Below are 23,518 nucleotides of genomic sequence, written 5' to 3'. Positions count from 1 at the left end.
TCGGCCCCGTGCGGACGGCCCTGCCCGGCCTCTCCCACCCGGGGTCACCGGGGGCCGGCACCCACCTCGCGCTACGCAGGCCGCGAGCAGGACGAGGTGGGCCCGGCCGTCGGTACGGTCAGCAGCTCGACTTGCCCGCATAGACCGCCAGGGCCGTGTCGGACCCCAGCGTCGCCGTGAACTGCCCGCTGGAGTTCACCGTCACCGTCGTGTTGTTCTGCACGTTGCAGTACGCGCCCGCGGGCAGGGAGGTCTGGTAGGTCCTGGTCAGGCTGCCGGTCTCGTGGTTGATCGCCACGAAGCCCTTGCTGCCGCGGCCGAACGCGATCGCGTCGTTGCCGTTGTCCCACCAGTCGGAGACCGCCTGGCCGCGGGTCGCGTTGCGGAAGGCGACCATGGACTTGATCTCCGGCCAGGCGTGCTGGCACTTCCAGCCGTCCTGCCAGCAGGCGTTGACGGTGCCGCCGTTGGGCGGGCCCGCGTCGGCGTCCGACCACTCGTAGCCGGAGTTGACGTCGGGGGCGCCGTAGGGGTACGCCAGCATGAAGACGTTGGCCAGGGTGTAGGCGGCGCCCGACTTGTAGTTCAGGGTGCTGCCGCCCCGCTCGGTGTCGTGGTTGTCCACGAAGACCCCGGCCACCGAGCTGCTCAGGTAGCCCCAGCCCTCGCCGTAGTTGCTCAGGTACGCCAGCTTCTCGCTGCTGAAGACGCGCTTGAGGTCGTAGGCGTAGCGGAACTCCTGGACGTCTCCGTTGCCGGTGTACTCGGACGGCTGGACGGCCTCGTTCGCGCCGTAGATGACCTCCTGCTTCCAGTAGACGGAAGGGTTGGTCAGGCGGGTCTTGATGTTCGCCAGGTCCGCCGCGGGGATGTGCTTGGCCGCGTCGATGCGGAAGCCGTCCACGCCCAGCGTCAGCAGGTCGTTCATGTAGCCGGCGATGGTCTTGCGGACGTACTCCTCGCCCGTGTCCAGGTCGGCCAGGCCCACCAGTTCGCAGTGCTGGACGTTCCAGCGGTCCTGGTAGTTGGTGACCTGGGACGTGCAGTCGTCGAAGTCGTGGGAGGAGTACAGGCCGGGGTAGTCGTACTTCGTGTACGACGAGCCGCCGGTTCCCGTGCCGCCGCCTGCCGACATGTGGTTGACGACCGTGTCGACCACGACCTTCACGCCGGCCGCGTGGCAGGTGTTCACCATGTTCTGGAACGCGGTGCGGTCGCCGAGGCGGCCCGCGATCTTGTACGACACCGGCTGGTACGACGTCCACCACTGCGAGCCCTGTATGTGCTCGGCGGGCGGGGAGACCTGCACGTAACCGTAGCCGGCGGGGCCGAGGGCGCTGGTGCACTCGCGGGCGACCGAGGAGTACTTCCACTCGAAGAGGACGGCGGTGACGTCCTTGGTCCCGGGTGGGGAGGCCTGCGCGGTAGTCGGGTTCATGCCAACCGCTGCCGCGGCCGCGAGGGCGAGTGCCATGGGGAGTGTTCTGCGTGCCATGTGGGGGTCCTTCGTCCTTGAAGGCGCTTGCTGAAATGTTTCAGCAAACTTGCGGTGACGCAGATGTTAAAGGCCCGCTGTCCGGAAGACAGCGGGCCGTTGTGAAGTTGATGCAAGAAGTTTCAGACAGACCGTCAGGCCACCGTCGTCCACCACACCGTCGTGTCGGCCGGCACCTTCGCCTCGCCGTCGGCCTCGGTCACCTCGCCGCTGGTCAGCAGGACGCGGCCGTAGGACGGGGTGGTCACGGACTCGCCGCTCGTGTTGGCGACACACACGAACTCACCGCGGCGGAAGGCCAGGACGCCCTCGGGGGCACGGAGCCACTCCACCGCGTCACCCGCTCCCAGGTCGGGCTGTGAGCGGCGGGCGCTCAGCGCCGAGCGGTACAGCTCCAGCGTCGAGCCCGGCACGCCCGTCTGCGCCTCGACGCTCAGCTCGGCCCAGGCCGACGGCTGGGGCAGCCAGCTGCCGCTGCTGCCGAAGCCGTACGAGGAGCCCGCGCGGGTCCACGGGATCGGCACCCGGCAGCCGTCGCGGAAGCCGTCCTGGCCGGCGCCCCGGAAGAACGCGGGGTCCTGGCGCACCTCGTCGGGGAGGTCCACCACGTCCGGCAGGCCCAGTTCCTCGCCCTGGTAGATGTACGCCGAGCCGGGCAGCGCGAGCATGAGGAGGGTGGCGGCGCGGGCCCGGCGCAGGCCCAGTTCGCGGTCGCCGGCCGTGCGGATCTGGGTGCCGAGGCCGGGCGGGTTGGCGAAGCGCGTCGCGTGCCGGGTGACGTCGTGGTTGGAGAGCACCCAGGTGGCGGGGGCGCCGACGGGGCGCATCGCCTCCAGGGTGCGGTCGATGACCGTACGCAGTTCGTCCGCGTCCCACTCGGTGCCCAGGTACTGGAAGTTGAAGGCCTGGTGGAGTTCGTCGGGGCGGACGTAGTTGGCGGTCCGCTCGACGGTCGGGGTCCAGGCCTCCGCCACGAAGATGCGCTCGCCGGCGTACTCGTCGAGGATCGTGCGCCACTGGCGGTAGATGGCGTGCACGCCGTCCTGGTCGAAGAACGGCATGACATCGTTGCCCAGCAGCTTCAGCTGGTCGTGGGAGCCGAGGTCCGGGAGGCCGTCGGCCTTCACCAGTCCGTGGGCGACGTCGATGCGGAAGCCGTCCACTCCCATGTCCAGCCAGAAGCGGAGGATGGAGCGGAACTCGTCGCCGACCGCCGGGTGCTCCCAGTTGAAGTCGGGCTGCTCGGGGGCGAAGAGGTGCAGGTACCACTCGCCGGGCGTGCCGTCGGGCTCGGTGACCCGGGTCCAGGCCGGGCCGCCGAAGATGGACTCCCAGTCGTTGGGCGGGAGTTCGCCGTTCTTCCCCTTGCCGGGGCGGAAGTGGTAGCGCTCGCGGAGCGGGGAGCCGGGGCCGTCGGCGAGGGCGCGCTTGAACCACTCGTGCTGGTCGGAGGAGTGGTTGGGGACCAGGTCGACGATGATGCGCAGGCCCAGTTCGCGGGCGTCGCGGATCAGCGCGTCGGCGTCGAGCAGGTTGCCGAACATCGGGTCGACGGCACGATAGTCGGCGACGTCGTAGCCGGCGTCGGCCTGCGGGGAGGCGTAGAAGGGGCTGAGCCACACGGCGTCGACGCCGAGGTCGCGCAGGTAGGGCAGGCGGGAGCGTACGCCCTCCAGGTCGCCCATGCCGTCGCCGTTGCTGTCGGCGAAGCTGCGCGGATAGACCTGGTAGATGACCGCGTCCCGCCACCAGTCGCGGCGCGGGGCGACGGTGGCGACGGCTGAGTCGGTGGCCGGGGCTGCAGGGTGCTGCTGGCTCATGGCGTCCTTGGTACGTAAGGGAGTTCGGGTCATGGTGGGCGTGGGTGCGGCGGCGGATCCGGGGACCGGGTGTGCGAGGCGGCCGCGGTGTCTGCGGGGTCGGATGGGCACCGCGGCCGCCTACCCGCGCGACCAGGCGCGCGGGAGCCTCTTTCCCAGGAGGGCGTCAGCCCTTCGTGCCGCCGGCGGTGAGACCGGTGACGAGGTTCTTCTGGACGAGGTAGAAGAACACGGACACGGGTATCGCGATCAGCACCGCGGTGGCGGCCATGTAGTTCCACTGGGCGTCGTGCTCGCTGACGAAGCTCTGCAGACCGACGGCGAAGGTGTACTTCGAGTCGTCCAGCATGAAGGTGGTCGCGAAGGCCACCTCGCCGACGGCGGTGATGAAGTTGTAGAAGGCGGCCACGGCCAGCCCGGGCCGGGCCAGCGGGAGGATCAGCCGGAAGAAGGTGCCGAAGGGGCTGAGCCCGTCCACCCGTCCCGCCTCGTCGATCTCGAAGGGGATGGTGTCGAAGTACCCCTTGAGCAGCCAGGCGCTGTAGGGCACGGCCGTGGTGCAGTTGATGACGATCAGCGACCAGTAGGTGTCGATGAGACCGAGTTCGCTGAAGATCTCGTACATCGGCACGATCAGGATGGCGATCGGGAAGGCCTGGGTGAGCAGCAGCACCCACATCAGCGACTTGTAGCCCGGGAAACGCATGCGCGAGACCGCGTATCCGGTGGTGGCGGCGACGAGGACACCGATCAGGGTGGTGCCGCCGGCCACGATCATCGTCGACTTGAACCAGTCGAAGAAGGCGGTGTGCTGCAGCACGAAGCTGTAGTTGGAGAAGGTCAGCTTGCCCAGGATCTCGCCGGGGTGCAGGTAGTCGTCCTTGTCCGGGCCGAGGGACAGGAAGAACAGCCAGGCCACCGGGGCCAGCGCGATCAGGCTCGCCACGGCGAGGCCGCCGTGCAGGAGGGCGGTGCCGAGCGGGCCGCGCTCGCCCCGTCCGCGGGTGCGGCGCCGGGGCTGGGTGGCGGGGGCCGGCTCCGTCTGTGTCTTTTCGAGGGTCGTGGTGCTCATGGCGGCGGCTCCTGCGGCGTCAGACGGCGAGCTGGTCATTGCGCTTCAGCCAGCGGAAGTAGAAGGAGGTGAACACGGTCAGGATCGACAGCAGCAGTACGCCGTACGCGGCGGACTGGGCGAAGTCGCGCGGCTGCTGTCCGAAGCCCAGGAAGTAGGCCCAGGTGACGAGGATCTGGGCGTCGGGCGCGCTGGTCGGGCCGAACAGCAGGAAGATGATCGCGAACTGGTTGAAGGTCCAGATGATGCCGAGCAGGACGACGGTGGAGCTGACCGAGCGCAGGCCCGGCAGGGTGACGTGCCGGAAGCGCTGCCAGGCGCTCGCGCCGTCCATCTCGGCGGCCTCGTAGAGGGAGGGGTCGATGGACTGCAGGCCGCCGAGCAGCGACAGCATCATGAAGGGGACACCGCACCAGGTGTTGACCATGATCGCGGCGAACCGCTGCCAGAAGGTGTCCTCCAGCCACTGCGGCTGAGGCAGGTGCATGGCGCCGAGCACCTGGTTGAGCACGCCGGAGTCGGCGAGCATGATCCGCCAGGAGAAGACGGTGACGAAGGCCGGCACGGCCCAGGGCAGGACGAGGACCAGCCGGTACAAGGTGCGGCCGCGCAGCTTCTGGTTGAGCATGAGCGCGAGGCCGAGGCCGATGGTGTAGTGCAGGACCACACAGGCGGCCGTCCAGAAGACGGTCCACAGGAAGTGCGACCAGAACCGGTCGTACGCCGTCGGGCCGAAGAGGATGTCCTGGTAGTTGTCCAGGCCGATGAACTTGTAGGTGGCGTCGATGTGGTTGACGCCGATCGTGCGCGCCGAGTTGAGGCTGTTGGCGTCGGTGAGGGTGAGGTAGAAGCCGCGCAGCAGCGGATAGGCCACGATGCCGCCGAGCACGACGACCACCGGGGCGATCATCGCGTAGGCGTACCAGTGCTTGTGGAAGCCGTTCTTCAGGCGCTGCCCCAGCCCGGGCCGAGGCGCGCGGTCACCGCGGCGCTTGCCGGTCGCGCGGTCGATGGCGACTGTCATGGTTCGACACCTTCATTGGATCAAGGAGTTGGGCTGGGCACAGGGCGGTGGCCGCCGGATCCTTCCCCCCCTTCTTGTACAGGGAGGATCCGACGGCCACCCGGGCTCACTTGCTGAAGTCGGGCACCAGCTTGGCGATGGCCAGCTCGGCGTTGCTCAGGCCCTTGTCCAGCGACTCCTTGCCGCCGGCGACCTTGGGCAGCTCGGTGTCGAGCGGACCCCACAGGGAGCTGTACTCGGGCAGGGCCGGGCGGGGCTGGGCGGCGGGCAGGACGCCCTGGTAGCCGGCGATACCGGGGTCGGCCTTGACCTGGGCGGTGTAGGCGTCGTCACGGGTGGGCAGCGTGGAGTTCTTCAGGGCGATGGCCTCCTGGGACTTCGCCGAGGTCATGAACTTCACGAACTTCAGGGCCGCGTCCTGGTGGGCCTTGTCCGAGCCGGCGTAGACCGAGAGGTTGTGGCCGCCGGTCGGGGCGCCCGCCTTGCCGGCGGAACCGGCCGGGACGGTGGCGATGCCGAGGTTGGACTTGTCCTTGAAGGCGCTGCCCTTGTAGAAGTTCGTGATCTCCCAGGGACCCTGGATGATCGCGGCGACCTTGCCGTTGACGAACGCGTCCTGGATGTGGGCGTAGGCGTCGGCGGTGGTGTCGGCCTTGTGCAGGCCCTTGCCGGAGAACGTGCTCAGCCAGGTGCCGTAGGCCTTCTTGGCGGCGGCCGAGTCGACGGTGATCTTCTTGGCGGAGGCGTCGACGGTGTCCGCGCCCTCGCCGTAGAGGAAGCTCTGGGCGTAGTAGGCCTGGGTGGAGCCCCAGTAGCCGTCGATCTTGGTCTTGGCCGTGATCTTCGCGGCGTCGGACTTCAGCTCGTCCCAGGTCTTGGGGGCCTCGCTGATGCCGGCCTTCTTGAACAGGGCCTTGTTGTACACCAGGGCCAGGGTGTCGGTGACCAGCGGCACGCCGTAGGTCTTGCCCTCGTACTGGGCCTGCTTGATCAGGTTCGGCTGGAACTTGGCCTGGTCGGCGAGGGCCTCGGTGCCGTCCAGCGGCAGGAAGAAGCCCTTCTTGGCGAAGGCGGGGGTCCAGCCGACCTCGGAGCGCAGGATGTCCGGGGCGCCCTTGGCGCCGGCGGCCGTGTCGAACTTGTTCTGCGCCTGGTCGAAGGGGACGTTGACGTACTTGACCTTGATGTCCTTGTTGGCGGCCTCGAACTGCTTGACCAGGGCCTGGTACGTCGGTGCCTCATTGGTGGCGTTGGAGGTGTCCCACCAGGTGATGGTGACCGGGCCGTCCGCCTTACCGCTGTCGCTGTCGCTTCCGCCGCACGCCGTCGCCGTGAGGGCGAGGGACGCCACCAGCGCGGAGGCCGCTATGCCACGCCGCATGAGTTCTCCTTGAGGGTTTAGCCCGTGTGGTGCAGGAGCGGTCCCGTCCGTCCCTGCCGTCTTGCCGACTGCGCCGTTGCGGCCGCCGGGCGAGTGGGAACGTAACAGCCATGTAAGCGTTGCGAAAGACCTTGCAGAAAAAAAGTGCAAGGGAACACGATGGTTACCCGCCCGTGACCGGCCGTCGACCGCGACGCAACCGTGGAGTGAAGCCGTTGAGCGGGCAAGACGACAGTTGTGCAAGACTTTGCAGGCTCTTGCCACCATGAATCCGAGGGAGCGCGATGAGGCAGCAACCCACGGCAGGCCGTTCGGTCGCCCGCCCCCGGCGTCCGGCCGGTGTGCAAGGCGGCAGACGACCGGTACAGTCCAGTGCCGTGACCACACGGCTTGCCGACATCGCTGCGCAGGCGGGGGTGAGCGAAGCGACTGTCAGCCGGGTCCTCAACGGGAAGCCGGGCGTCGCCGCCACCACCCGCCAGTCCGTGCTCGCCGCGCTGGACGTGCTCGGCTATGAGCGCCCGGTACGGCTGCGGCAACGCAGCGAGGGCCTGGTGGGCCTGATCACGCCGGAGCTGGAGAACCCCATATTCCCGGCCCTGGCCCAGGTCATCGGCCAGGCGCTGACCCGCCAGGGCTACACGCCGGTGCTCGCCACGCAGACCCCGGGCGGGTCGACCGAGGACGAGCTGACCGAGATGCTGGTGGACCGCGGGGTCGCCGGGATCATCTACGTCTCCGGGCTGCACGCGGACACCACCGCCGACATGCAGCGCTACGACCGGCTGCGGGCGCAGGGCGTGCCGTACGTGCTGGTGGACGGGTTCTCGCCGAAGGTGCAGGCGCCGTTCATCTCCCCCGACGACCGCGCCGCGATGACGCTGGCGGTGACGCACCTGGTGTCGCTGGGGCACACCCGGATCGGGCTGGCGCTCGGGCCGAAGCGGTTCGTGCCGGTGCAGCGCAAGATCGAGGGTTTCGTGCGCGCGGTGCACGACCAGCTGGGGCTGGCCGCGCAGACCGTCGAGACGGAGCTGATCCAGCACTCGCTGTACACGCTGGAGGGCGGCCAGGCGGCCGCGACGGCGCTGATCGACCGGGACTGCACGGCGGTGGTCTGCGCCAGCGACATGATGGCCCTCGGGGCGATACGGGCGGCGCGGCAGCGGGGCCTGGAGGTGCCGCGGGACGTGTCGGTCGTCGGGTTCGACGACTCCCCGCTGATCGCCTTCACCGACCCGCCGCTGACCACGGTCCGCAAGCCGGTCCCGGCGATGGGGCAGGCGGCGGTGCGCGCGTTGCTGGAGGAGATCGGCGGGACGCCCGCGCCGCACAGTGAATTCGTGTTCATGCCGGAGCTGGTGGTGCGTGGTTCGACCGCTTCGGCCCCGCATGTCCTCCGTACGCCGTAGAAGGTGCGTGGCGAACCCGACCTTGGGATGATCGGGCGAGGAAGCCTTGTCTGGCAGACTTGATGCCTATGAGTGACTCGACCGTGACAGAGCAGGAAGGTCGCGAGGAGGCGGCCGATCCGCGGGCCGTCACGGGCGAGGACGGACGGGGCGTACTGGACCGGCTGCGCCGCCCGCGGCGGCCCCGGCTGTGGTTCGAGGCCCTTCTGATCGCGGTGAGTTACTGGACGTACTCACTGATCCGCAACGCCGTCCCGGAGCAGCGGGACGCGGCGCTGCGCAACGCGGACTGGATCTGGCGCGTCGAGCACGCGCTGGGCATCGCCGTCGAACGCTCGGTCAACCACACCGTGAACTCGGCGTCTTGGCTGATCGTGGGCATGAACTACTACTACGCCACCCTGCACTTCGTCATCACGCTGGGCGTGCTGGTGTGGCTGTACCGGTGGCATCCCGGCCGGTACGCGGCAGCCCGGCTGGTGCTGTTCGCGACCACGGGTGTGGCCCTGGTCGGTTACTATCTGTTCCCGCTCGCGCCGCCCCGGTTGATGCGCGGCGGGTACTTCGTGGACACCGTGATGGTGCACCACACGTGGGGCTCCATGGCCTCCGGCGACCTCAAGCACATGTCCAACCAGTACGCGGCGATGCCGTCGATGCACATCGGCTGGTCGCTGTGGTGCGGGCTGACGATCTTCGCGCTGGCGTCGGTGCCGTGGGTGCGGCTGCTGGCCCTGCTGTATCCGGCGGCCACCCTGCTGGTGATCGTCGCCACGGCCAACCACTTCTGGCTGGACGCGGTGGGCGGCGTCCTCTGCCTGGCCTTCGGCCTCACGGTGGCCCGGCTCTGGTACGGCGCCCTGCCCCACGCCCTGCCGGCTCCGGCGCCGGCCAGGGCGCCGCGGCCGGCTCAGGCCCCGTCGCCGTAGAACAGCTCCTCCACCACCGTGCGCGCCCTGCGGGTGGTACGGCGGTAGGCGTCCAGCATGTCGCCGACATGCCCTTCTCCGTAGCCCAGGTAGCGGCCCACCGCGGCCAGCTCGCGGGGCTCGGTGGGGAAGGTGTCCCCGGCCCGCCCGCGGACCAGCATGACCGCGTTGCGCACCCGGGTGGCCAGCACCCACGCCTCGTCCAGGATCTCCGTCTCCTCGGCGCTCAGGAGCCCGGCCGCGCGCACCGCGGACAGCGCCTGGCGGGTGCGGGTGGTGCGCAGGCCCGGCACCCGGTGGCCGTGCCGGAGCTGGAACAGCTGCACGGTCCACTCGACGTCGGACAGCCCGCCGGGTCCCAGCTTGGTGTGCAGCTTGGGGTCGGCGCCGCGCGGCAGGCGCTCGGACTCCATGCGCGCCTTCAGCCGGCGGATCTCGCGGACGGACTCGTCGCCCAGCCCCTGCGCCGGGTAGCGCAGCGGGTCGATCAGCTCGGTGAAGCGGCGGCCGAGGTCCTCGTCGCCGGCGACCGGCTCGGCCCGCAGCAGCGCCTGTGACTCCCAGACCAGGGACCAGCGGCGGTAGTAGGCCTCGTACGACTTCAGGGTGCGCACCAGCGGACCCGACTTGCCCTCCGGGCGCAGGTCGGCGTCGATGATCAACGGCGGATCGGCGCTGGGCAGTTGCAGCAGGCGGCGCATCTCGGCGACGACCTTGCCGGCGGCGGCGGACGCCTCGTGCTCGTCCACGCCGTCCTGCGGCTCGTGGACGAACAGCACGTCCGCGTCGGAGCCGTATCCCAGCTCGTGGCCGCCGAAGCGGCCCATCCCGATGATCGCGAACCGGGTGGGCAGGGTGTCGCCCCAGCCCTCGCGGACGACCGCGCGCAGCGTGCCGGCGAGGGTGGCCGCGGTGAGGTCGGAGACGGCCGCGCCGACCCGGTCCACCAGGGCGCCCTGGTCGGCCTCGGCGGGGCTGGTCTCGGTGCCGTAGGAGCCGACGATGTCGGCGGCGGCGGTGCGGAACAGCTCGCGGCGGCGCACGCCGCGGGCCGCGGTCACGCCCTGCTCGGCGTTCTCCGCGCGGCCCACCGCGGCGAGGATCTCCTGCTCGAGCGGGGCGCGGTCGCGGGGCTCCAGGCCGCCGCCGTCGCCGTCGCCGAGCAGGGCCACCGCCTCGGGGGCGCGCATCAGCAGGTCGGGGGCGAGACGGCCCGCCGACAGCACGCGGGCGAGGTTCTCGGCCGCCGCGCCCTCGTCCCTGAGGAGCCGGAGGTACCAGGGGGTCTTGCCGAGGGCGTCGGAGACCTTGCGGAAGTTCAGCAGGCCCGCGTCGGGGTCCGCCGAATCGGCGAACCAGCCCAGCAGGACCGGCAGCAGGGTGCGCTGGATCGCCGCCTTGCGGGTCACGCCGGAGGCCAGTGCCTCGAGGTGGCGCAGGGCCGCGGCCGGGTCGGCGTAGCCGAGGGCGACCAGGCGTTCGCGGGCCGCCACGGGGCTCAGGCGGGTCTCGCCGGGAGCCAGTTGGGCCACCGCGTCGAGCAGCGGGCGGTAGAAGAGCTTCTCGTGCAGTCGCCGTACGACGCCGGTGTGCCGCTTCCATTCGCGGTTCAGGTCGGTCACCGGGTCGGTGCGCAGGCCGAGGGAGCGGCCGAGGCGGCGCAGGTCCGGTTCCGCCTCGGGGACGAGGTGGGTGCGTCGCAGGCGGTAGAGCTGGATGCGGTGTTCCATGGAGCGCAGGAAGCGGTACGCCTCGTCGAGGCGGGCGGCGTCCTCGCGGCCGACGTAGCCGCCGGCGGCCAGGGCCTGGAGGGCGTCCAGGGTGGTGCCGCTGCGCAGGGAGGCGTCCGTGCGGCCGTGCACCAGCTGGAGGAGCTGGACGGCGAACTCGACGTCGCGGAGGCCGCCCGGGCCCAGCTTCAGCTCTCTCTCGATCTCGGCGGCGGGGATGTTCTCCACCACCCGGCGGCGCATCTTCTGCACGTCCGGCACGAAGTTCTCGCGTTCCGCCGCCTTCCACACCAGGGGTTCGAGCGCGTCGACGTACGCCTGGCCGAGGTCCGGGTCGCCGGCCACCGGGCGGGCCTTGAGGAGGGCCTGGAACTCCCAGGTCTTGGCCCAGCGCTGGTAGTAGGCGAGGTGGCTGCTGAGGGTGCGGACGAGGGGGCCGTTGCGGCCCTCGGGACGGAGATTGGCGTCCACCGGCCAGATGGAGCCCTCGACGGTGGTCTCGGAGCAGATCCGCATGAGGTGCGAGGCGAGTTTCGTCGCGGATCCGAGGGCCTTGGCCTCGGCGACGCCGTCGGCTGCCTCGGCCACGAAGATCACGTCCACGTCGGAGACGTAGTTCAGCTCGTGGCCGCCGCACTTGCCCATCGCGATCACCGCGAGGCGGCAGGCCGCGGCGTCCTCGGGGGCCTTGGCACTCGCCAGGGCCAGGGCGGCGCGGAGGGTGGCGGTGGCGAGGTCGGCGAGTTCGGCGGCCGACTCGGCGACGTCCGTGGTGCCGCAGACGTCCCGGGCCGCGATGGACAGCAGGCAGCGGCGGTAGGCGACGCGGAGGGAGACGGGGTCGGTGGCCTCGGCGAGGCCGCGTTCGAACTCCGCCACGCCGGGGTGCAGGTCGCGCGGCTCGTAGGTGACCAGGGCCTGCCAGTCGCGGGGGTGGCGGGCGAGGTGGTCGGCGAGGGCGGCGGAGGCGCCGAGGACGCCCAGGAGGCGGTCGCGCAGGGGCTTGGCCGCTATCAGGGTGTCCAGCAGTTCGCGGTGGGCGGTGGGGCCCTCCTGGGCCTCCAGGAGGCGGACCAGGCCGTGCAGGGCGAGGTCCGGGTCGGCGGTGGCGCCCAGGGCCTCCAGCAGGACCGGGTCGTCGCGGACGGGGGCCAGCTCGGGGCCGTCCAGGAGGCGCTCGGCGGCGGAGGGGTCGGTGAAGCCGTGCCGGAGCAGGCGGGTGAAGGTGCTGCTTCTGCGCCCCGGCGTCATTCTCGGCCTCTCCTGTCTCTCACATGCAGGTCGTCCTGGCCAGAGCCTAACCGGAGGAGGGGCGGCCGGCCGGGCGGCGGTGGCGGTGCGGGGCCCGGGGCGGGCCCGCGGTGGCCGCGTGTGCCGGTGCGCCGCCTCCCTGGTTCTGCTCGGCAGTTCTGCTCGGCTCGTCAGTTCTGCTCGGCTCGTTCCGTCTGCCGGGGCCGGCCCGTCGCGGCCGCGTACGCGCCGGCCAGCCAGAGTGCCGTGGCCAGCACCGCGGCCGAGGTGCTGCCGGGCGGGTGCAGGGACCAGGCCCAGGGCTCCGGGGTGTTGTCGCTGCGTACGCCCATGAGCAGGGTGGGGCCGAAGACGGTCAGCGGGAGCAGCCAGGACAGGCCGCTGCCGAAGAGCCGGGCACCGATCATGGCGAGGCCCAGGTAGCCGACGACGTTGCGGGCGGCCGAGGCGACCACGTCCGTCGTGGCCCCGGCGAGCAGGGGGAGCGCGCTCAGAGCCAGGGCGAGGGCCAGCAGGGCCACGAGGTACACGCCCCGGTGGCGGCTCATCGGCTGGGCCGACGTCTGCTCCAGGTCGGCCATGGGTGAGAAGAGCGTGGTGGCGAGGATGACCGCGTGGGCGAGCGGTACCACCTCGGCCACCGGCACGCTGAAGTCGACCAGGAAGCGGAACTCGGGCAGCGCCACGCGCTGCCCGGCGAAGGCGGTGGCCACCAGTGCGGGCAGCAGCGCGAGCCCGGCGGCCCGGGCAGTCCCCGGCAGCGCACGAAGGCGCCGACCGTGCTGTGCCGCAGGCTGCGCACGGAACTCGGCACGTGGTTGTCCGCGAGGTTCACCGGGGAAGCTCCGGCACGGGTGCGCAGGCGCGGATCCGCTGGGCCGCCTGGCCGATCCAGACGTCCTGTCGCGCGCGGGGCGCCGGTGATCCGTTCGACGGCGTGTCCGAACTTCTCGCCGTAGTACTCGCCGGGAGCCCCGGCACGGGCGCGTGCACGTGATTCCTGATTCCTGATTCCGGATCAGTTCTGGGCGCGTTCCCGGGCGGCACGGACGAAGGCCTCCGCCTCGGGGCCGGGGGTGAGGGAGGGCGGGTACCGGTCATGCGGGGCGTGAGTACCCGTCGTTCATCCGGTCTTCACCCGCGAGGTTGACTTACGTGGGGCACGGGAATGGTGGCGTGAGCATGCTCTGTCCGCACCGCCAGCCCCGTATCTCCCCACCTCCGGAGGTTGATGTGTCCGGCAGTTCCGTGTATCGCCGTGCCCGAACCGTCGTGGCGTCCGCAACGGCCCTCGCCGCGGCCGCGGTCGGGCTGTGGGCCGGGCTCGGCGGCGAGTCCGCGCACGCCGCGGGCTCCGTGCCCAGTCCTGATCACGTCGTCGTGGTGGTGTTCGAGAACCACGCCTACAGCCAGGTCATCGGCTCCTCCAGCGCGCCGTACATCAACTCGCTGAAGACCGGCGGCGCCAACCTGTCCCAGGCGTACGCCGAGACCCACCCGAGCCAGCCCAACTACTTCGCCCTGTTCTCCGGTTCGACGCAGGGCATCACCGACGACAGCTGTTACACCCCGGGCTTCTCGTCCGCGCCGAACCTGGCCTCCGAGGTGATCGCCGCCGGACGCAGCTGGGCCAGCTACAACGAGACGCTGCCCAGCCAGGGTTCGACCACGTGCAGCAGCGGCAAGTACGCGCGCAAGCACAACCCCTGGTTCGGGTTCAGCAACGTACCGACGTCGAGCGCGAAGACGTTCGCCCAGTTCCCGACGGACTACTCGACCCTGCCCCAGATGTCGTTCGTGGTCCCGAACCTGTGCAGCGACATGCACGACTGCTCGGTGTCCACCGGTGACACCTGGCTGCAGAACAACCTGGGCGCGTACGCGACCTGGGCCAAGACCCACAACAGCCTGCTCGTCGTCACCTTCGACGAGGACAACCGGCTCAGCGGCAACCGGATCCCGACCGTGCTGTACGGGCAGCCGGTGACGGCCGGATCCAGCTCGTCGACCACGTACAACCACTACGACCTGCTGCGCACCCTGGAGGACACCCAGGGGCTGACCGCGCACGCGGGCAACGCGGCCTCCGCCAAGGACATCACCGGCATCTGGGCGCCCTGACGTGTACGTAGCGGACAGTCGCGCAACGTCCGCTGACGGCGCCGTCCGGCCTTCCGCCGGGCGGCGTCGTGCCGCGGTCGCGCCCACCGTCCTCGCCCTCGGGACGGTCAGCCTGGTCACCGACGTGTCGTCCGAGATGGTCACGGCGGTGCTGCCGTTGTACCTGGTGTCCGGGCTCGGCCTCTCCCCGCTGGGCTTCGGGCTGCTGGACGGCGTCTACAACGGGTTCTCGGCACTCGTCCGGCTCGTGGGCGGGCATCTCGCCGACCGGGGCGGCGGGCGGCACAAGTGGGTCGCCGGGTTCGGGTACGCCGTGTCGGCGGTGTGCAAGCCGCTGCTGCTGGTGGCCCATTCGCTGACCCCGATCGGGCTGATCCTCGCCGCCGACCGCACCGGGAAGGGGCTGCGCACGGCTCCCCGGGACGCGCTGATCTCGCTGGCGAGCACGGCCGAGTCCCGCGGGCGGGCCTTCGGCGTGCATCGCGCGATGGACACCGCGGGCGCCCTGTTCGGCCCGCTCGTGGCCTTCCTGATCCTGCGGGCCACGGTGGACGGCTACGACGCGGTGTTCACCGTCAGCTTCTGCGTGGCCGTGCTGGGGGTCCTGGTGCTGGTGCTGTTCGTCCCCGGAGGCAGGGGCGGGGCGGCGCCGGCCGAGCGGCCCACCCTGCGGGCGGCCGTGGGGCTGCTGCGCCGCCGTGATCTGCGCCGGGTCACCGTCTGCGCGCTGCTGCTGGGCCTCGCCACGGTCAGCGACTCCTTCGTCTATCTGCTGCTCCAGCGCCGGCTCGGCGTTCCCGACCGCTGGTTCGCGCTGCTGCCGCTCGGCACGGCGGGCGCGTTCCTGCTGCTCGCGGTGCCGCTCGGCCGGCTCGCGGACCGGGTGGGGAGGTGGACGGTCTTCCTGGCCGGGCACGGCGGCCTGCTGCTCGCGTACGGGCTCCTGCTCACCTCCTGGCACGGCACCGCCCTGCCCTACGTCGTCCTCGCCCTGCACGGCGGCTTCTACGCGGCCACCGACGGGGTGCTCATGGCGGCGGCCTCGGACGGGGTACCGGAGGCCCTGCGCTCCTCGGGGCTCGCCGTGGTGCAGACGGGGCAGGCTCTGGCGCGCTTCGCCTGCTCGCTGCTGTTCGGCGCGGCCTGGACGGTGTGGGGCGACCGGGCGGCACTGGCCGGGGCCGCGGTGGCGCTGGCCCTGTGTGCCGCGTTCTCCCTCACCCTGCGTCCGAAGGGGACGGTGACCGCATGACCGTTCGCCATCGCGTCCTGATCCTGGTGTCGGCCGTCGCCGTGCTGGCGGCGGTCGCTCTGGCCTCCGTGCTGCACGCCTCGGCCCGGGCCGACCGGCGTGACCACACCCGGGCGGGCGGTCCGCGGGTCACGCCGGGAACGGTGACGCTGAGCGGGCACGGCCGCATGGTGTTCCGCAACATGGCGTGGGGCCCGCACCGGGACGAGCTGACGAGCGTCCCGGCGGCCGGCCCGGCCGGCCCGCGCACCGCGTCCGGCCTGAAGTGCCTGCGCTTCTACGCCGCTTCGGGCACCGGAGTGTGCCTGCAGGCGGTGCACGGGCCGGTCTCGGACACCTACCGCGCGCTGATCCTGGACGCGCGCCTGCGGACCGTGGACCGCTACGACGTCCCGGGCATCCCGTCCCGCGCCCGCGTCTCCCCCACCGGTCACTTCGCGGCCTGGACGGCGTTCGTGGGCGGTGACTCGTACGCCGGTACGAACTTCTCCACGCGCGCGGCGATCGTGGACACCCGCAGCGGCGAACTGATCCCCTCCCTGGAGGCCTTCCGGATCGTCAGGGACGGGCACCCGTACCGGGCGGCGGACGTGAACTTCTGGGGGGTGACGTTCGCGGCGGACGACCGCACGTTCTACGCGACCATGGCGACCAAGGGGCGGACGTACCTGGTCCGCGGTGATCTGCGGGCCCGTACCGTCACCACGCTGCACGCCAACGTGGAGTGCCCGTCCCTGTCCCCCGACGGCACCCGGGTCGCCTACAAGAAGCGGGTCGAGGGGCTGCCGAAGGACGCCCCCTGGCACCTGTACGTGCTCGACCTGCGGACGATGCGCGAGACTCCGCTCGCCGAACCGAAGAGCGTGGACGACCAGGTGGTCTGGCGGGACACCCGTACGCTCGTGTACGCCCTGCCCGGGGACTACGGCGCCGACCTGTACGAGGTTCCGGCGGACGGGTCGGGGCGGGCCCGGCGGATCAGCACGGCGGCCGTGTCGCCGGCCTACGTGGGATAGGCGGGGCGGGCGAAACCCCCTAGGTCACCGCGGTCAGCGTCGCGTAGACCACGACGTTGCTCAGGTAGCCGCTGCGCTTGGTGTAGCCGCCACCACAGGTGATCAACCGGAGTTCGGGCCGGCCGGAACCGCCGTAGACCTTCTGGCTGGGGAACTTCTTCCTGTCGTACAGCTCGACGGCACGGACGGCGAACACCGCCGTGCGCCGGTCCGCCCGGCTGATCTCGATGGTGGCGCCCGGGGTCAGGGCGCCGAGGTCGTAGAAGACACCGGGGTCGCCGGTGGGTGTGTCCACATGCCCGGTGGCGACGGCGGTTCCTGCCGAGCCGGGAGCCGTGCCGTCGCCGTACCAGCCGGCGAAGCCGGGTTTGCCACGCGGTGGGGTGCGTAGCGCCCCGGCCGCGTCGAGGCCCACGCGTGTCATCGGGGCGTTCACACCGATGGCGGCGATCCGGAGCCGGACCGGATCCGCGGGGGGCAGCGGACGGACCGTGGAGCGGGTGGGGTCTGCGGAGGCCGAGAGGGCCTGGGCCGCCGACGGCTGCGGTGGCTGCTCGTCGTGCAGCCCGCTGACCAGCATCACCGCACCTGCCGCCATGACGCAGACCAGGAAGAGCACGGCGGGGACGAACGGATCTCGGGAAGCGCCGGTGTGGCGTCTGGGTGCCATCGCGGTCGGGCCTTTGCTTCACGGCGGGTGCGTTGTGACGGGTGCGTTGTGGCGGGTGCCTTGTGGCGGGTGCCGGCGGAGTCGGCCGGTCAGGTCCGGTTGCCGTTCGGGCGGCGGCACATCCAGACCGCACCTCCGGCGGCGGCCGTGACAAGCAGCCCACCGCCCAGGGCGAGCCCCGTACCCGTGTCATCGGCCGGTCCGAAGCCGGCACTGACCGAGCCGGTCGGAGGGCGGCCGGTGACCCGGTACGTCTCCGTGACCTGGGTCAGTGGCGGACACTTCAGGGTGACTGTGTCGTTGCCCGGCCTGGTTCCTTCCGGGATCTGGAAGTGGCCGGTGAGCACCCCCTCCTCGTCGCCTTCGAAGAGGTGGAACTCTCCTCCCAGCTCCGACCAGCCCTTGCCGTAGTCCGCCTCAGGGTCGCAGGCGCTCGTACTGACCGTGACCGTGGAACCCGGGTGGGCGTTCCACGGGTCGATACGGACATCGGAGTCGTCAGATGCGGCAGCGGCCGGGATCTGCAGTCCGAGCGCACCGAGAGCCAGGCCGATACCTGCACCCATGTGTGTGTAACGCATGTGAATCCTCCAACGGAACAGTGTCCGGCCTGTCTGCGCGGCACCTCTCCTGTGTTCCGCTCACGAGGCAACCGACAGTCCGTCAGTTCCGCAACCTGAAGATTCGCCACATATGTCACCCAGTCAGGCGCCGAGACACCCCCACTTGATCGCTTACGCAGGTCACCGCCCCGGAGATCACCGATACCGATCACCCACCACCCCCCTCCCCAATACGGTGAAAGCCGCCCGGGCGGTCTGGGACGATGCGGCCTACCTCAGGCAGCCCACCGGGGGCGGCGCGACCTTCCTGCGGGACGGGCGCGGTGGCGGACGAATGCCTCGGCCGCTCCGGTGATGCCGACGGTCTCTGACTGCCACGAGGGCCTGCCCTGGCGTGTCACTACGGCGCGGTTCGCATCAGGGCTGTCGTGCTCCGGGCACGCCTTTTGGTCGGGCCCGCGAACACGGCATTCACGCCGAGCAGCGACGCACGGGCCCGGAAGGCCGTGGACGGCCCGCACGAGGGCACCGATCCGGCGCCGGGCGGCCCAGAGACGGCCCAGGGTCGGTGAGACGCGATGGGGCCGACGGTCCGCGACCGTCGGCCCCATCCGCCGAATCAGCGGGAAACCCGCTCTGACCTGCGTTTACAGCACCGGCAGGTTCTTCCGCAGCTCGAAGGCGGTGACCTCGCTGCGGTACTCCTCCCACTCCTGGCGCTTGTTGCGCAGGAAGAAGTCGAAGACGTGTTCGCCGAGGGTCTCGGCGACCAGGTCGCTGCTCTCCATCAGGGTCAGGGCCTCGCCGAGGTTCTGCGGGAGGGGCTCGATGCCCATCGCGCGGCGCTCGGCGTTGGACAGCGCCCAGACGTCGTCCTCGGCGCCCGGCGGGAGTTCGTAACCCTCCTCGATGCCCTTCAGGCCGGCGGCCAGGAGCAGGGCGTAGGCCAGGTACGGGTTCGCGCCCGAGTCCAGGGAGCGGACCTCCACGCGGGCGGAGCCCGTCTTGCCGGGCTTGTACATGGGGACGCGGACCAGGGCCGAGCGGTTGTTGTGACCCCAGCAGATGTAGGAGGGGGCCTCGCCGCCGGCGCCGGCCGTGCGCTCGGAGCCGCCCCAGATGCGCTTGTAGGAGTTCACCCACTGGTTGGTGACCGCCGAGATCTCCGCCGCGTGCCGGAGCAGGCCGGCGATGAAGGAGCGGCCGACCTTGGAGAGCTGGTACTCCGCGCCCGACTCGTAGAAGGCGTTGCGGTCGCCCTCGAAGAGGGAGAGGTGCGTGTGCATGCCACTGCCGGGGTGCTCGGAGAAAGGCTTCGGCATGAAGGTCGCCTGCACCCCCTGCTCCAGCGCCACCTGCTTCATGACCAGGCGGAACGTCATGATGTTGTCGGCCGTGGAGAGCGCGTCGGCGTAGCGCAGGTCGATCTCCTGCTGGCCGGGGGCGCCCTCGTGGTGGGAGAACTCCACCGAGATGCCCATCGACTCGAGCATGGTGATCGCCTGGCGGCGGAAGTCCATGCCGACGTTGGTCGGGGTGTGGTCGAAGTACCCGGAGTTGTCGGCGGGCGTCGGGCGGGAGCCGTCGAGGGGGCGGTCCTTCAGGAGGAAGAACTCGATCTCCGGGTGGGTGTAGAAGGTGAAGCCCAGGTCGGAGGTGCGGGCCAGGGCACGCTTCAGGACGTAGCGCGGGTCGGCGAAGGAGGGGGAGCCGTCCGGCATGAGGATGTCGCAGAACATGCGGGCGGTGCCGGGGGTCTCCGCGCGCCACGGCAGGACCTGGAAGGTGGAGGGGTCCGGCTTGGCGATCATGTCGGACTCGTAGACCCGGGCGAAGCCCTCGATGGCGGAGCCGTCGAAGCCGATGCCCTCGTCGAAGGCCTGCTCCAGCTCGGCGGGGGCCACGGCCACGGACTTGAGGAAGCCCAGCACGTCCGTGAACCACAGGCGTACGAACCGGATGTCGCGCTCCTCCAACGTCCGGAGCACGAACTCCTGCTGCTTGTCCATCTTCCGCTACCCCATCCTTGCTGGTCAGGCCGCCTGTCCCCCGCACCACTGAAGGCGGTCGGGCACCTGAGCATCCCACCACAACACCATTTCATGCGCGTTGCGGACCTTGATCGCCCGAGCGTCCTCGGCCTGAACGCCTCTCGTACGGCAGGTGTACTGCGCTGTCGCCCATCTTGCCTGCTCGGGCCGACATCCGTAATGGCCGATCCGGTTCGCCGAGTGAGCGACACCACGTCCTTTAATTTGCATCTCAGATGCAAGTTTTCATAGCGTGCTGATCAGTCGAGTCCCGAGGAGTCCCGATGCTCTCCGAGCAGTCCGCTGCCACCGTCCGCGCCACCCTCCCCGCCGTCGGCGCCGCCATCGGCGAGATCACCGAGCGCTTCTACGCCGGGCTCTTCGCCGCCCACCCCGAGCTGCTCCGGAACCTGTTCAACCGCGGCAACCAGGCCTCCGGCGCCCAGAAGCAGGCCCTCGCGGGCTCCATCGCCGCCTTCGCCACGCACCTGCTGGACCACCCGGACCAGCGGCCCGACGCCATGCTCGGCCGCATCGCGCACAAGCACGCCTCCCTCGGTGTCGCCCCCGAGCAGTACGCGGTGGTCCACGAGCACCTCTTCGCCGCCATCGCCGAGGTGCTCGGCGAGGCCGTCACGCCCGAGGTGGCGGCCGCCTGGGACGAGGTCTACTGGCTGATGGCGAACGCGCTCATCGCCGTCGAGAAGCGGCTGTACGGGGAGAGCGGCAGCCGCGGCCTGCGGGAGTGGGAGGTCGTCGAGCGGGTCGAGGAGACCGCGGACGTCGTCACCTTCCGGCTGCGGCCGGTGGACGGGGGCCCGGTGACCGCCTTCCGCGCCGGCCAGTACGTCTCCGTCGGCGTCACCCTGCCCGACGGGGCCCGGCAGATACGGCAGTACAGCCTGTCCGGGGCGCCGGGCGAGGCGGTGCGCCAGATCAGCGTCAAGCGCGTGCACGGCGACACGACGCCCGACGGCGAGGTCTCGAACCTCCTCCACGCGCGCGTGGAGGCCGGTGACGTCCTGGAGCTGTCCGAGCCGTACGGCGACCTCGTCCTGGACGCCGGCCCGGACACCCCCCTGCTGCTCGCCTCGGCGGGCATCGGCGTGACCCCCATGATCGCGATGCTGGCCGACCTGGCCGGCGCCGGCCACCAGGGCCCGGTCACCGTCGTGCACGGCGACCGCTCCCCCGCCGACCACGCCCTGCGCCGCGACCACGAGACGTACGCCGGGAAGCTGCCGGAGGCGTCCGCGCACTTCTTCTACGAGCGGGACGCCGAGCCGGGCCGGCGCGCCGGCCTGGTCGACCTGACCGGCATCGACGTGGCGCCCGGCACGCGCGCGTACCTGTGCGGGCCGCTGCCGTTCATGCGCGCGGTCCGCACCCAGCTGATCGAGAAGGGCGTGGCCCCGGCGGACGTGCACTACGAGGTGTTCGGCCCGGACCTGTGGCTGGCCCAGGACTAGCGGTCACGGGCCCGGCAGGCGCGGACCCGGCAGGCGCGGGCCCGGCGGACACGGGACCGACGCGGGACCAAGAGGCACGGGCCCGGAAGGGAGCCTCAGGCGCCGAAGCGGAGGGCGCCCTCGCCCGGCGACGCTCGCGCCGGAGGTCAGGACCTCGATGACGAATCCCCGTTGTCGTATCGAGTCGGGGGCCGCCCTTCATCAGGCACACTCGGTGATCAACAGCGCTTTCCGGCCGGCGGTTCAGCCCTCCCCGGCCGGGCCCCGGGAAATGCCCAGCAGCAGCGGGCCGGTCGGGTCGGCGACGATGTCGGACACCGTGACCGGATCCAGTGTCGCGTAGAACGCCTCCTGGGCCCGGCGCAGGGCGCCCCGCAGCCGGCAGCCGGAGTTCAGGGGGCAGGGGGTCGCGCCCTCGCAGTCGACGACATCGCCGTCGCCCTCGAAAGTGCGGACCACGGCGCCGACCGACGCCGTACGGCCCCGCTCGGTGAGGGCCAGCCCGCCGCCCCTGCCCCGGCGGGCGTCGACCAGGCCGAGGTGCTGGAGTTCGGCGACGACCTTGGCGGCGTGCGTGTAGGGCACGTCCATGTCCGCCGCGACCTGGCGGGTCGTGGGGGTGGCAGCGGCGGCGACGGCGAGTCGCATCAGGATCCGCAGGGCGAGGTCGGTGGAGCGCAGCAGCCGCATACCAGGAGCGTAGGTAATGCGCATCCAGGGTTCAAATTATCCGGCGCCCGTCTCCTCCCCGCGCCACGCCGGGCGGCCCGATTTCTGTGCCCTCCCTACGGAAGGCCCCCCCGTCCCCATTACGATCAGCGAGCCCCATCCCTTCCGTCCGTCCCCTTTCCCCAGAAGGACACGCCTCATGGGTTCCGCAAAGAACAGCAGCACCGCGGCGCGCAAGGCGCGCATAGAGGAGATGCGACGCGCCGAGCAGGCCCGCGAGCGCCGCAACCGGGTGCTCACCGTCGCCGCCAGTGTGGTGGTGGTCGCCGGTCTCGTCGTCGGCGGTGTGGTGCTGGTGAACTCGCAGTCGGACGAGAAGGACTCGGTCGCGAGCGGGGACGCCAAGAACTCCGGGGACTCCGGCCACTTCACCACCGGCAAGGACGGGGTGCGGACCTGGTCCGGCAAGCTGTCGCGCACCCATGTGACGAGCAAGGTGTCGTACCCGATGCACCCGCCGGTCGGGGGCAACCACAACCCGGTCTGGCTGAACTGCAACGGCGACGTCTACACCGAGCCGGTGCAGGACGAGAACGCCGTGCACGCGCTGGAGCACGGCGCGGTCTGGGTGACGTACACCGCCAAGGCGAAGAAGGCCGACGTCGACGCGCTCGCGGCGAAGGTGAAGAAGACGCCGTACTCCCTGATGAGCCCGTACGAGAACCAGGCCGCGCCGCTGATCCTGTCGGCGTGGGGCCACCAGGTGAGCGTGAAGAACGCGAGCGACCCGGAGGTGGACAAGTTCTTCGCCGCCTACGTGCAGGGCAAGCAGACGCCCGAGCCGGGCGCCTCGTGCACCGGCGGGGTCATGAAGTGAGGCGGCGGCACATCGGCTGGGTCGCCGGGGCCGCGGCGGCGGTGCTCGTCGCGGCCGGCGCGATCACCTACGCGGTCGCCGAGGAGAGCGGCGGATCGGGGACGAAGACGCCGGGCGCGGAGTCGGCCGACGCCGGGTTCGCGCGGGACATGGCCGTGCACCACCAGCAGGCCGTCGAGATGTCGTACATCGTCCGGGACCGCACGGGGAACGAGGAGGTGCGGCGGCTCGCCTACGACATCGCGCAGACCCAGGCCAACCAGCGCGGGATGCTGCTGGGCTGGCTGGATCTGTGGGAGCTGCCGAAGGTGTCGGCCGAGCCGCCGATGACCTGGATGGGCATGGGCGGTATGGCCTCCGGCAAGGACGGCGCGCTGATGCCGGGCATGGCGACCAACACCGAGCTGAAGAAGCTCCAGACGCTGAGCGGGAAGCAGGCGGAGGTCCTCTACCTCCAGCTGATGACGGACCATCACAAGGGCGGTATCCACATGGCCGAGGGCTGTGTCGCCAAGTGCACCGTCGGCGTGGAGAAGCGGCTCGCGCAGGGCATGGTCGACGCGCAGCAGTCGGAGATCGAGTTGATGGCCGGCATGCTCAAGGAGCGGGGCGCGCAACCCCGTTCGTAACACCGCCGTAAGGACGAAAGTCTCAAATCACCGCAGTCGACGGTTACTTGAGCTTCTCTTGACTTTCACCTTCCCCTGGCATGAACGGTTCATCGACAGAGTGGCCCC

The 23,518-nt window shown here is 70.9% G+C and carries 19 protein-coding genes; 8 read left to right on the top strand and 11 right to left on the bottom strand.

What is annotated here, in order from left to right:
• Positions 1-118: 118 nt before the first annotated feature.
• The 5 genes from ACZ5CW_RS32600 to ACZ5CW_RS32580 all read right to left on the bottom strand — a co-directional run bounded on the left by ACZ5CW_RS32600 (position 119) and on the right by ACZ5CW_RS32580 (position 6,792).
• Positions 119-1,495: an alpha-amylase gene (locus tag ACZ5CW_RS32600; protein ID WP_468607744.1), complete on the bottom strand. Its 1,377-nt coding sequence runs from the start codon at positions 1,493-1,495 to the stop codon at positions 119-121.
• Between the two features lie 134 nt (positions 1,496-1,629).
• Positions 1,630-3,315: a glycoside hydrolase family 13 protein gene (locus tag ACZ5CW_RS32595; protein WP_468607741.1), complete on the bottom strand. Its 1,686-nt coding sequence runs from the start codon at positions 3,313-3,315 to the stop codon at positions 1,630-1,632.
• A gap of 166 nt (positions 3,316-3,481) precedes the next feature.
• The gene (locus ACZ5CW_RS32590) at positions 3,482-4,387 is read right to left on the bottom strand and encodes a sugar ABC transporter permease (protein ID WP_468607739.1); all 906 of its coding nucleotides are present in this window, start codon (positions 4,385-4,387) and stop codon (positions 3,482-3,484) included.
• Positions 4,388-4,406: 19 nt separating this feature from the next.
• Positions 4,407-5,411 (bottom strand): carbohydrate ABC transporter permease, encoded by a 1,005-nt coding sequence (locus ACZ5CW_RS32585; protein WP_468607737.1) that lies wholly within the window; start codon positions 5,409-5,411, stop codon positions 4,407-4,409.
• Positions 5,412-5,517: 106 nt separating this feature from the next.
• Positions 5,518-6,792 carry an extracellular solute-binding protein gene (locus ACZ5CW_RS32580; RefSeq protein ID WP_468607735.1) on the bottom strand — a complete coding sequence of 425 codons (1,275 nt, stop codon included), beginning with the start codon at positions 6,790-6,792 and terminating at the stop codon, positions 5,518-5,520.
• A 377-nt stretch (positions 6,793-7,169) separates the two neighbouring features.
• Here ACZ5CW_RS32580 and ACZ5CW_RS32575 point away from each other — a divergent pair, with 377 nt between their 5' ends.
• Together ACZ5CW_RS32575 and ACZ5CW_RS32570 are read left to right on the top strand one after the other, a co-directional pair.
• On the top strand, positions 7,170-8,204 hold the full coding sequence (locus tag ACZ5CW_RS32575; RefSeq protein WP_468607733.1) for a LacI family DNA-binding transcriptional regulator: 1,035 nt from the start codon (positions 7,170-7,172) through the stop codon (positions 8,202-8,204).
• A 68-nt stretch (positions 8,205-8,272) separates the two neighbouring features.
• Positions 8,273-9,133 carry a phosphatase PAP2 family protein gene (locus ACZ5CW_RS32570; RefSeq protein ID WP_468607731.1) on the top strand — a complete coding sequence of 287 codons (861 nt, stop codon included), beginning with the start codon at positions 8,273-8,275 and terminating at the stop codon, positions 9,131-9,133.
• Here the strand turns inward: ACZ5CW_RS32570 and ACZ5CW_RS32565 are convergent.
• Positions 9,115-12,114, bottom strand: a complete 3,000-nt coding sequence (locus ACZ5CW_RS32565) for a bifunctional [glutamine synthetase] adenylyltransferase/[glutamine synthetase]-adenylyl-L-tyrosine phosphorylase (protein WP_468607729.1) — start codon at positions 12,112-12,114, stop codon at positions 9,115-9,117. The genes ACZ5CW_RS32570 and ACZ5CW_RS32565 overlap by 19 nt on opposite strands.
• 170 nt (positions 12,115-12,284) lie before the next feature.
• On the bottom strand, positions 12,285-12,827 hold the full coding sequence (locus ACZ5CW_RS32560) for a hypothetical protein (protein ID WP_468607728.1): 543 nt from the start codon (positions 12,825-12,827) through the stop codon (positions 12,285-12,287).
• A gap of 520 nt (positions 12,828-13,347) precedes the next feature.
• Here ACZ5CW_RS32560 and ACZ5CW_RS32555 point away from each other — a divergent pair.
• Genes ACZ5CW_RS32555 through ACZ5CW_RS32545 form a run of 3 tightly spaced genes read left to right on the top strand, consistent with a single transcriptional unit; the run spans position 13,348 to position 16,503 of the window.
• Positions 13,348-14,235, top strand: a complete 888-nt coding sequence (locus ACZ5CW_RS32555; protein WP_468607727.1) for an alkaline phosphatase family protein — start codon at positions 13,348-13,350, stop codon at positions 14,233-14,235.
• Position 14,236: 1 nt separating this feature from the next.
• A complete protein-coding gene (locus tag ACZ5CW_RS32550) occupies positions 14,237-15,487 on the top strand; it encodes an MFS transporter (protein ID WP_468607726.1) in 1,251 nt (416 codons plus the stop codon).
• Complete coding sequence (locus ACZ5CW_RS32545) at positions 15,484-16,503, top strand: TolB family protein (protein ID WP_468607725.1); 1,020 nt, start codon at positions 15,484-15,486, stop codon at positions 16,501-16,503. Before ACZ5CW_RS32550 ends, ACZ5CW_RS32545 begins: the two co-directional genes overlap by 4 nt.
• Before the next feature lie 19 nt (positions 16,504-16,522).
• On the opposite strand, the gene ACZ5CW_RS32540 is transcribed toward ACZ5CW_RS32545, so the two are convergent.
• The 3 genes from ACZ5CW_RS32540 to glnA form a co-directional block, all read right to left on the bottom strand.
• Positions 16,523-17,101, bottom strand: coding sequence for a class F sortase (locus ACZ5CW_RS32540; protein ID WP_468607840.1), 579 nt, complete (start codon positions 17,099-17,101; stop codon positions 16,523-16,525).
• Positions 17,102-17,262: 161 nt separating this feature from the next.
• Positions 17,263-17,754, bottom strand: a complete 492-nt coding sequence (locus ACZ5CW_RS32535) for a sortase (RefSeq protein ID WP_468607723.1) — start codon at positions 17,752-17,754, stop codon at positions 17,263-17,265.
• 629 nt (positions 17,755-18,383) lie between these two features.
• Positions 18,384-19,745, bottom strand: a complete 1,362-nt coding sequence (gene glnA, locus ACZ5CW_RS32530; protein ID WP_363216305.1) for a type I glutamate--ammonia ligase — start codon at positions 19,743-19,745, stop codon at positions 18,384-18,386.
• 305 nt (positions 19,746-20,050) lie between these two features.
• Between glnA and ACZ5CW_RS32525 the strand changes: the two genes are divergently transcribed.
• Positions 20,051-21,235, top strand: coding sequence for a globin domain-containing protein (locus ACZ5CW_RS32525; RefSeq protein ID WP_468607720.1), 1,185 nt, complete (start codon positions 20,051-20,053; stop codon positions 21,233-21,235).
• A 243-nt stretch (positions 21,236-21,478) separates the two neighbouring features.
• Here the strand turns inward: ACZ5CW_RS32525 and ACZ5CW_RS32520 are convergent, their stop codons facing one another.
• The gene (locus ACZ5CW_RS32520; protein ID WP_468607718.1) at positions 21,479-21,925 is read right to left on the bottom strand and encodes an RrF2 family transcriptional regulator; all 447 of its coding nucleotides are present in this window, start codon (positions 21,923-21,925) and stop codon (positions 21,479-21,481) included.
• Positions 21,926-22,103: 178 nt separating this feature from the next.
• Here ACZ5CW_RS32520 and ACZ5CW_RS32515 point away from each other — a divergent pair, with 178 nt between their 5' ends.
• Both ACZ5CW_RS32515 and ACZ5CW_RS32510 read left to right on the top strand, forming a co-directional pair.
• Entirely contained in the window at positions 22,104-22,781 is a 678-nt protein-coding gene (locus ACZ5CW_RS32515) for a DUF3105 domain-containing protein (protein WP_468607716.1), read from the top strand.
• The gene (locus ACZ5CW_RS32510; protein ID WP_468607714.1) at positions 22,778-23,410 is read left to right on the top strand and encodes a DUF305 domain-containing protein; all 633 of its coding nucleotides are present in this window, start codon (positions 22,778-22,780) and stop codon (positions 23,408-23,410) included. Before ACZ5CW_RS32515 ends, ACZ5CW_RS32510 begins: the two co-directional genes overlap by 4 nt.
• The last annotated feature ends 108 nt before the right edge of the window (positions 23,411-23,518 follow it).

The organism is Streptomyces sp. NPDC031379, from assembly GCF_055569615.1.
The sequence above is the reverse complement of the archived record's forward strand: the minus strand, read 5'-3'. Positions and strand labels throughout refer to the sequence as shown.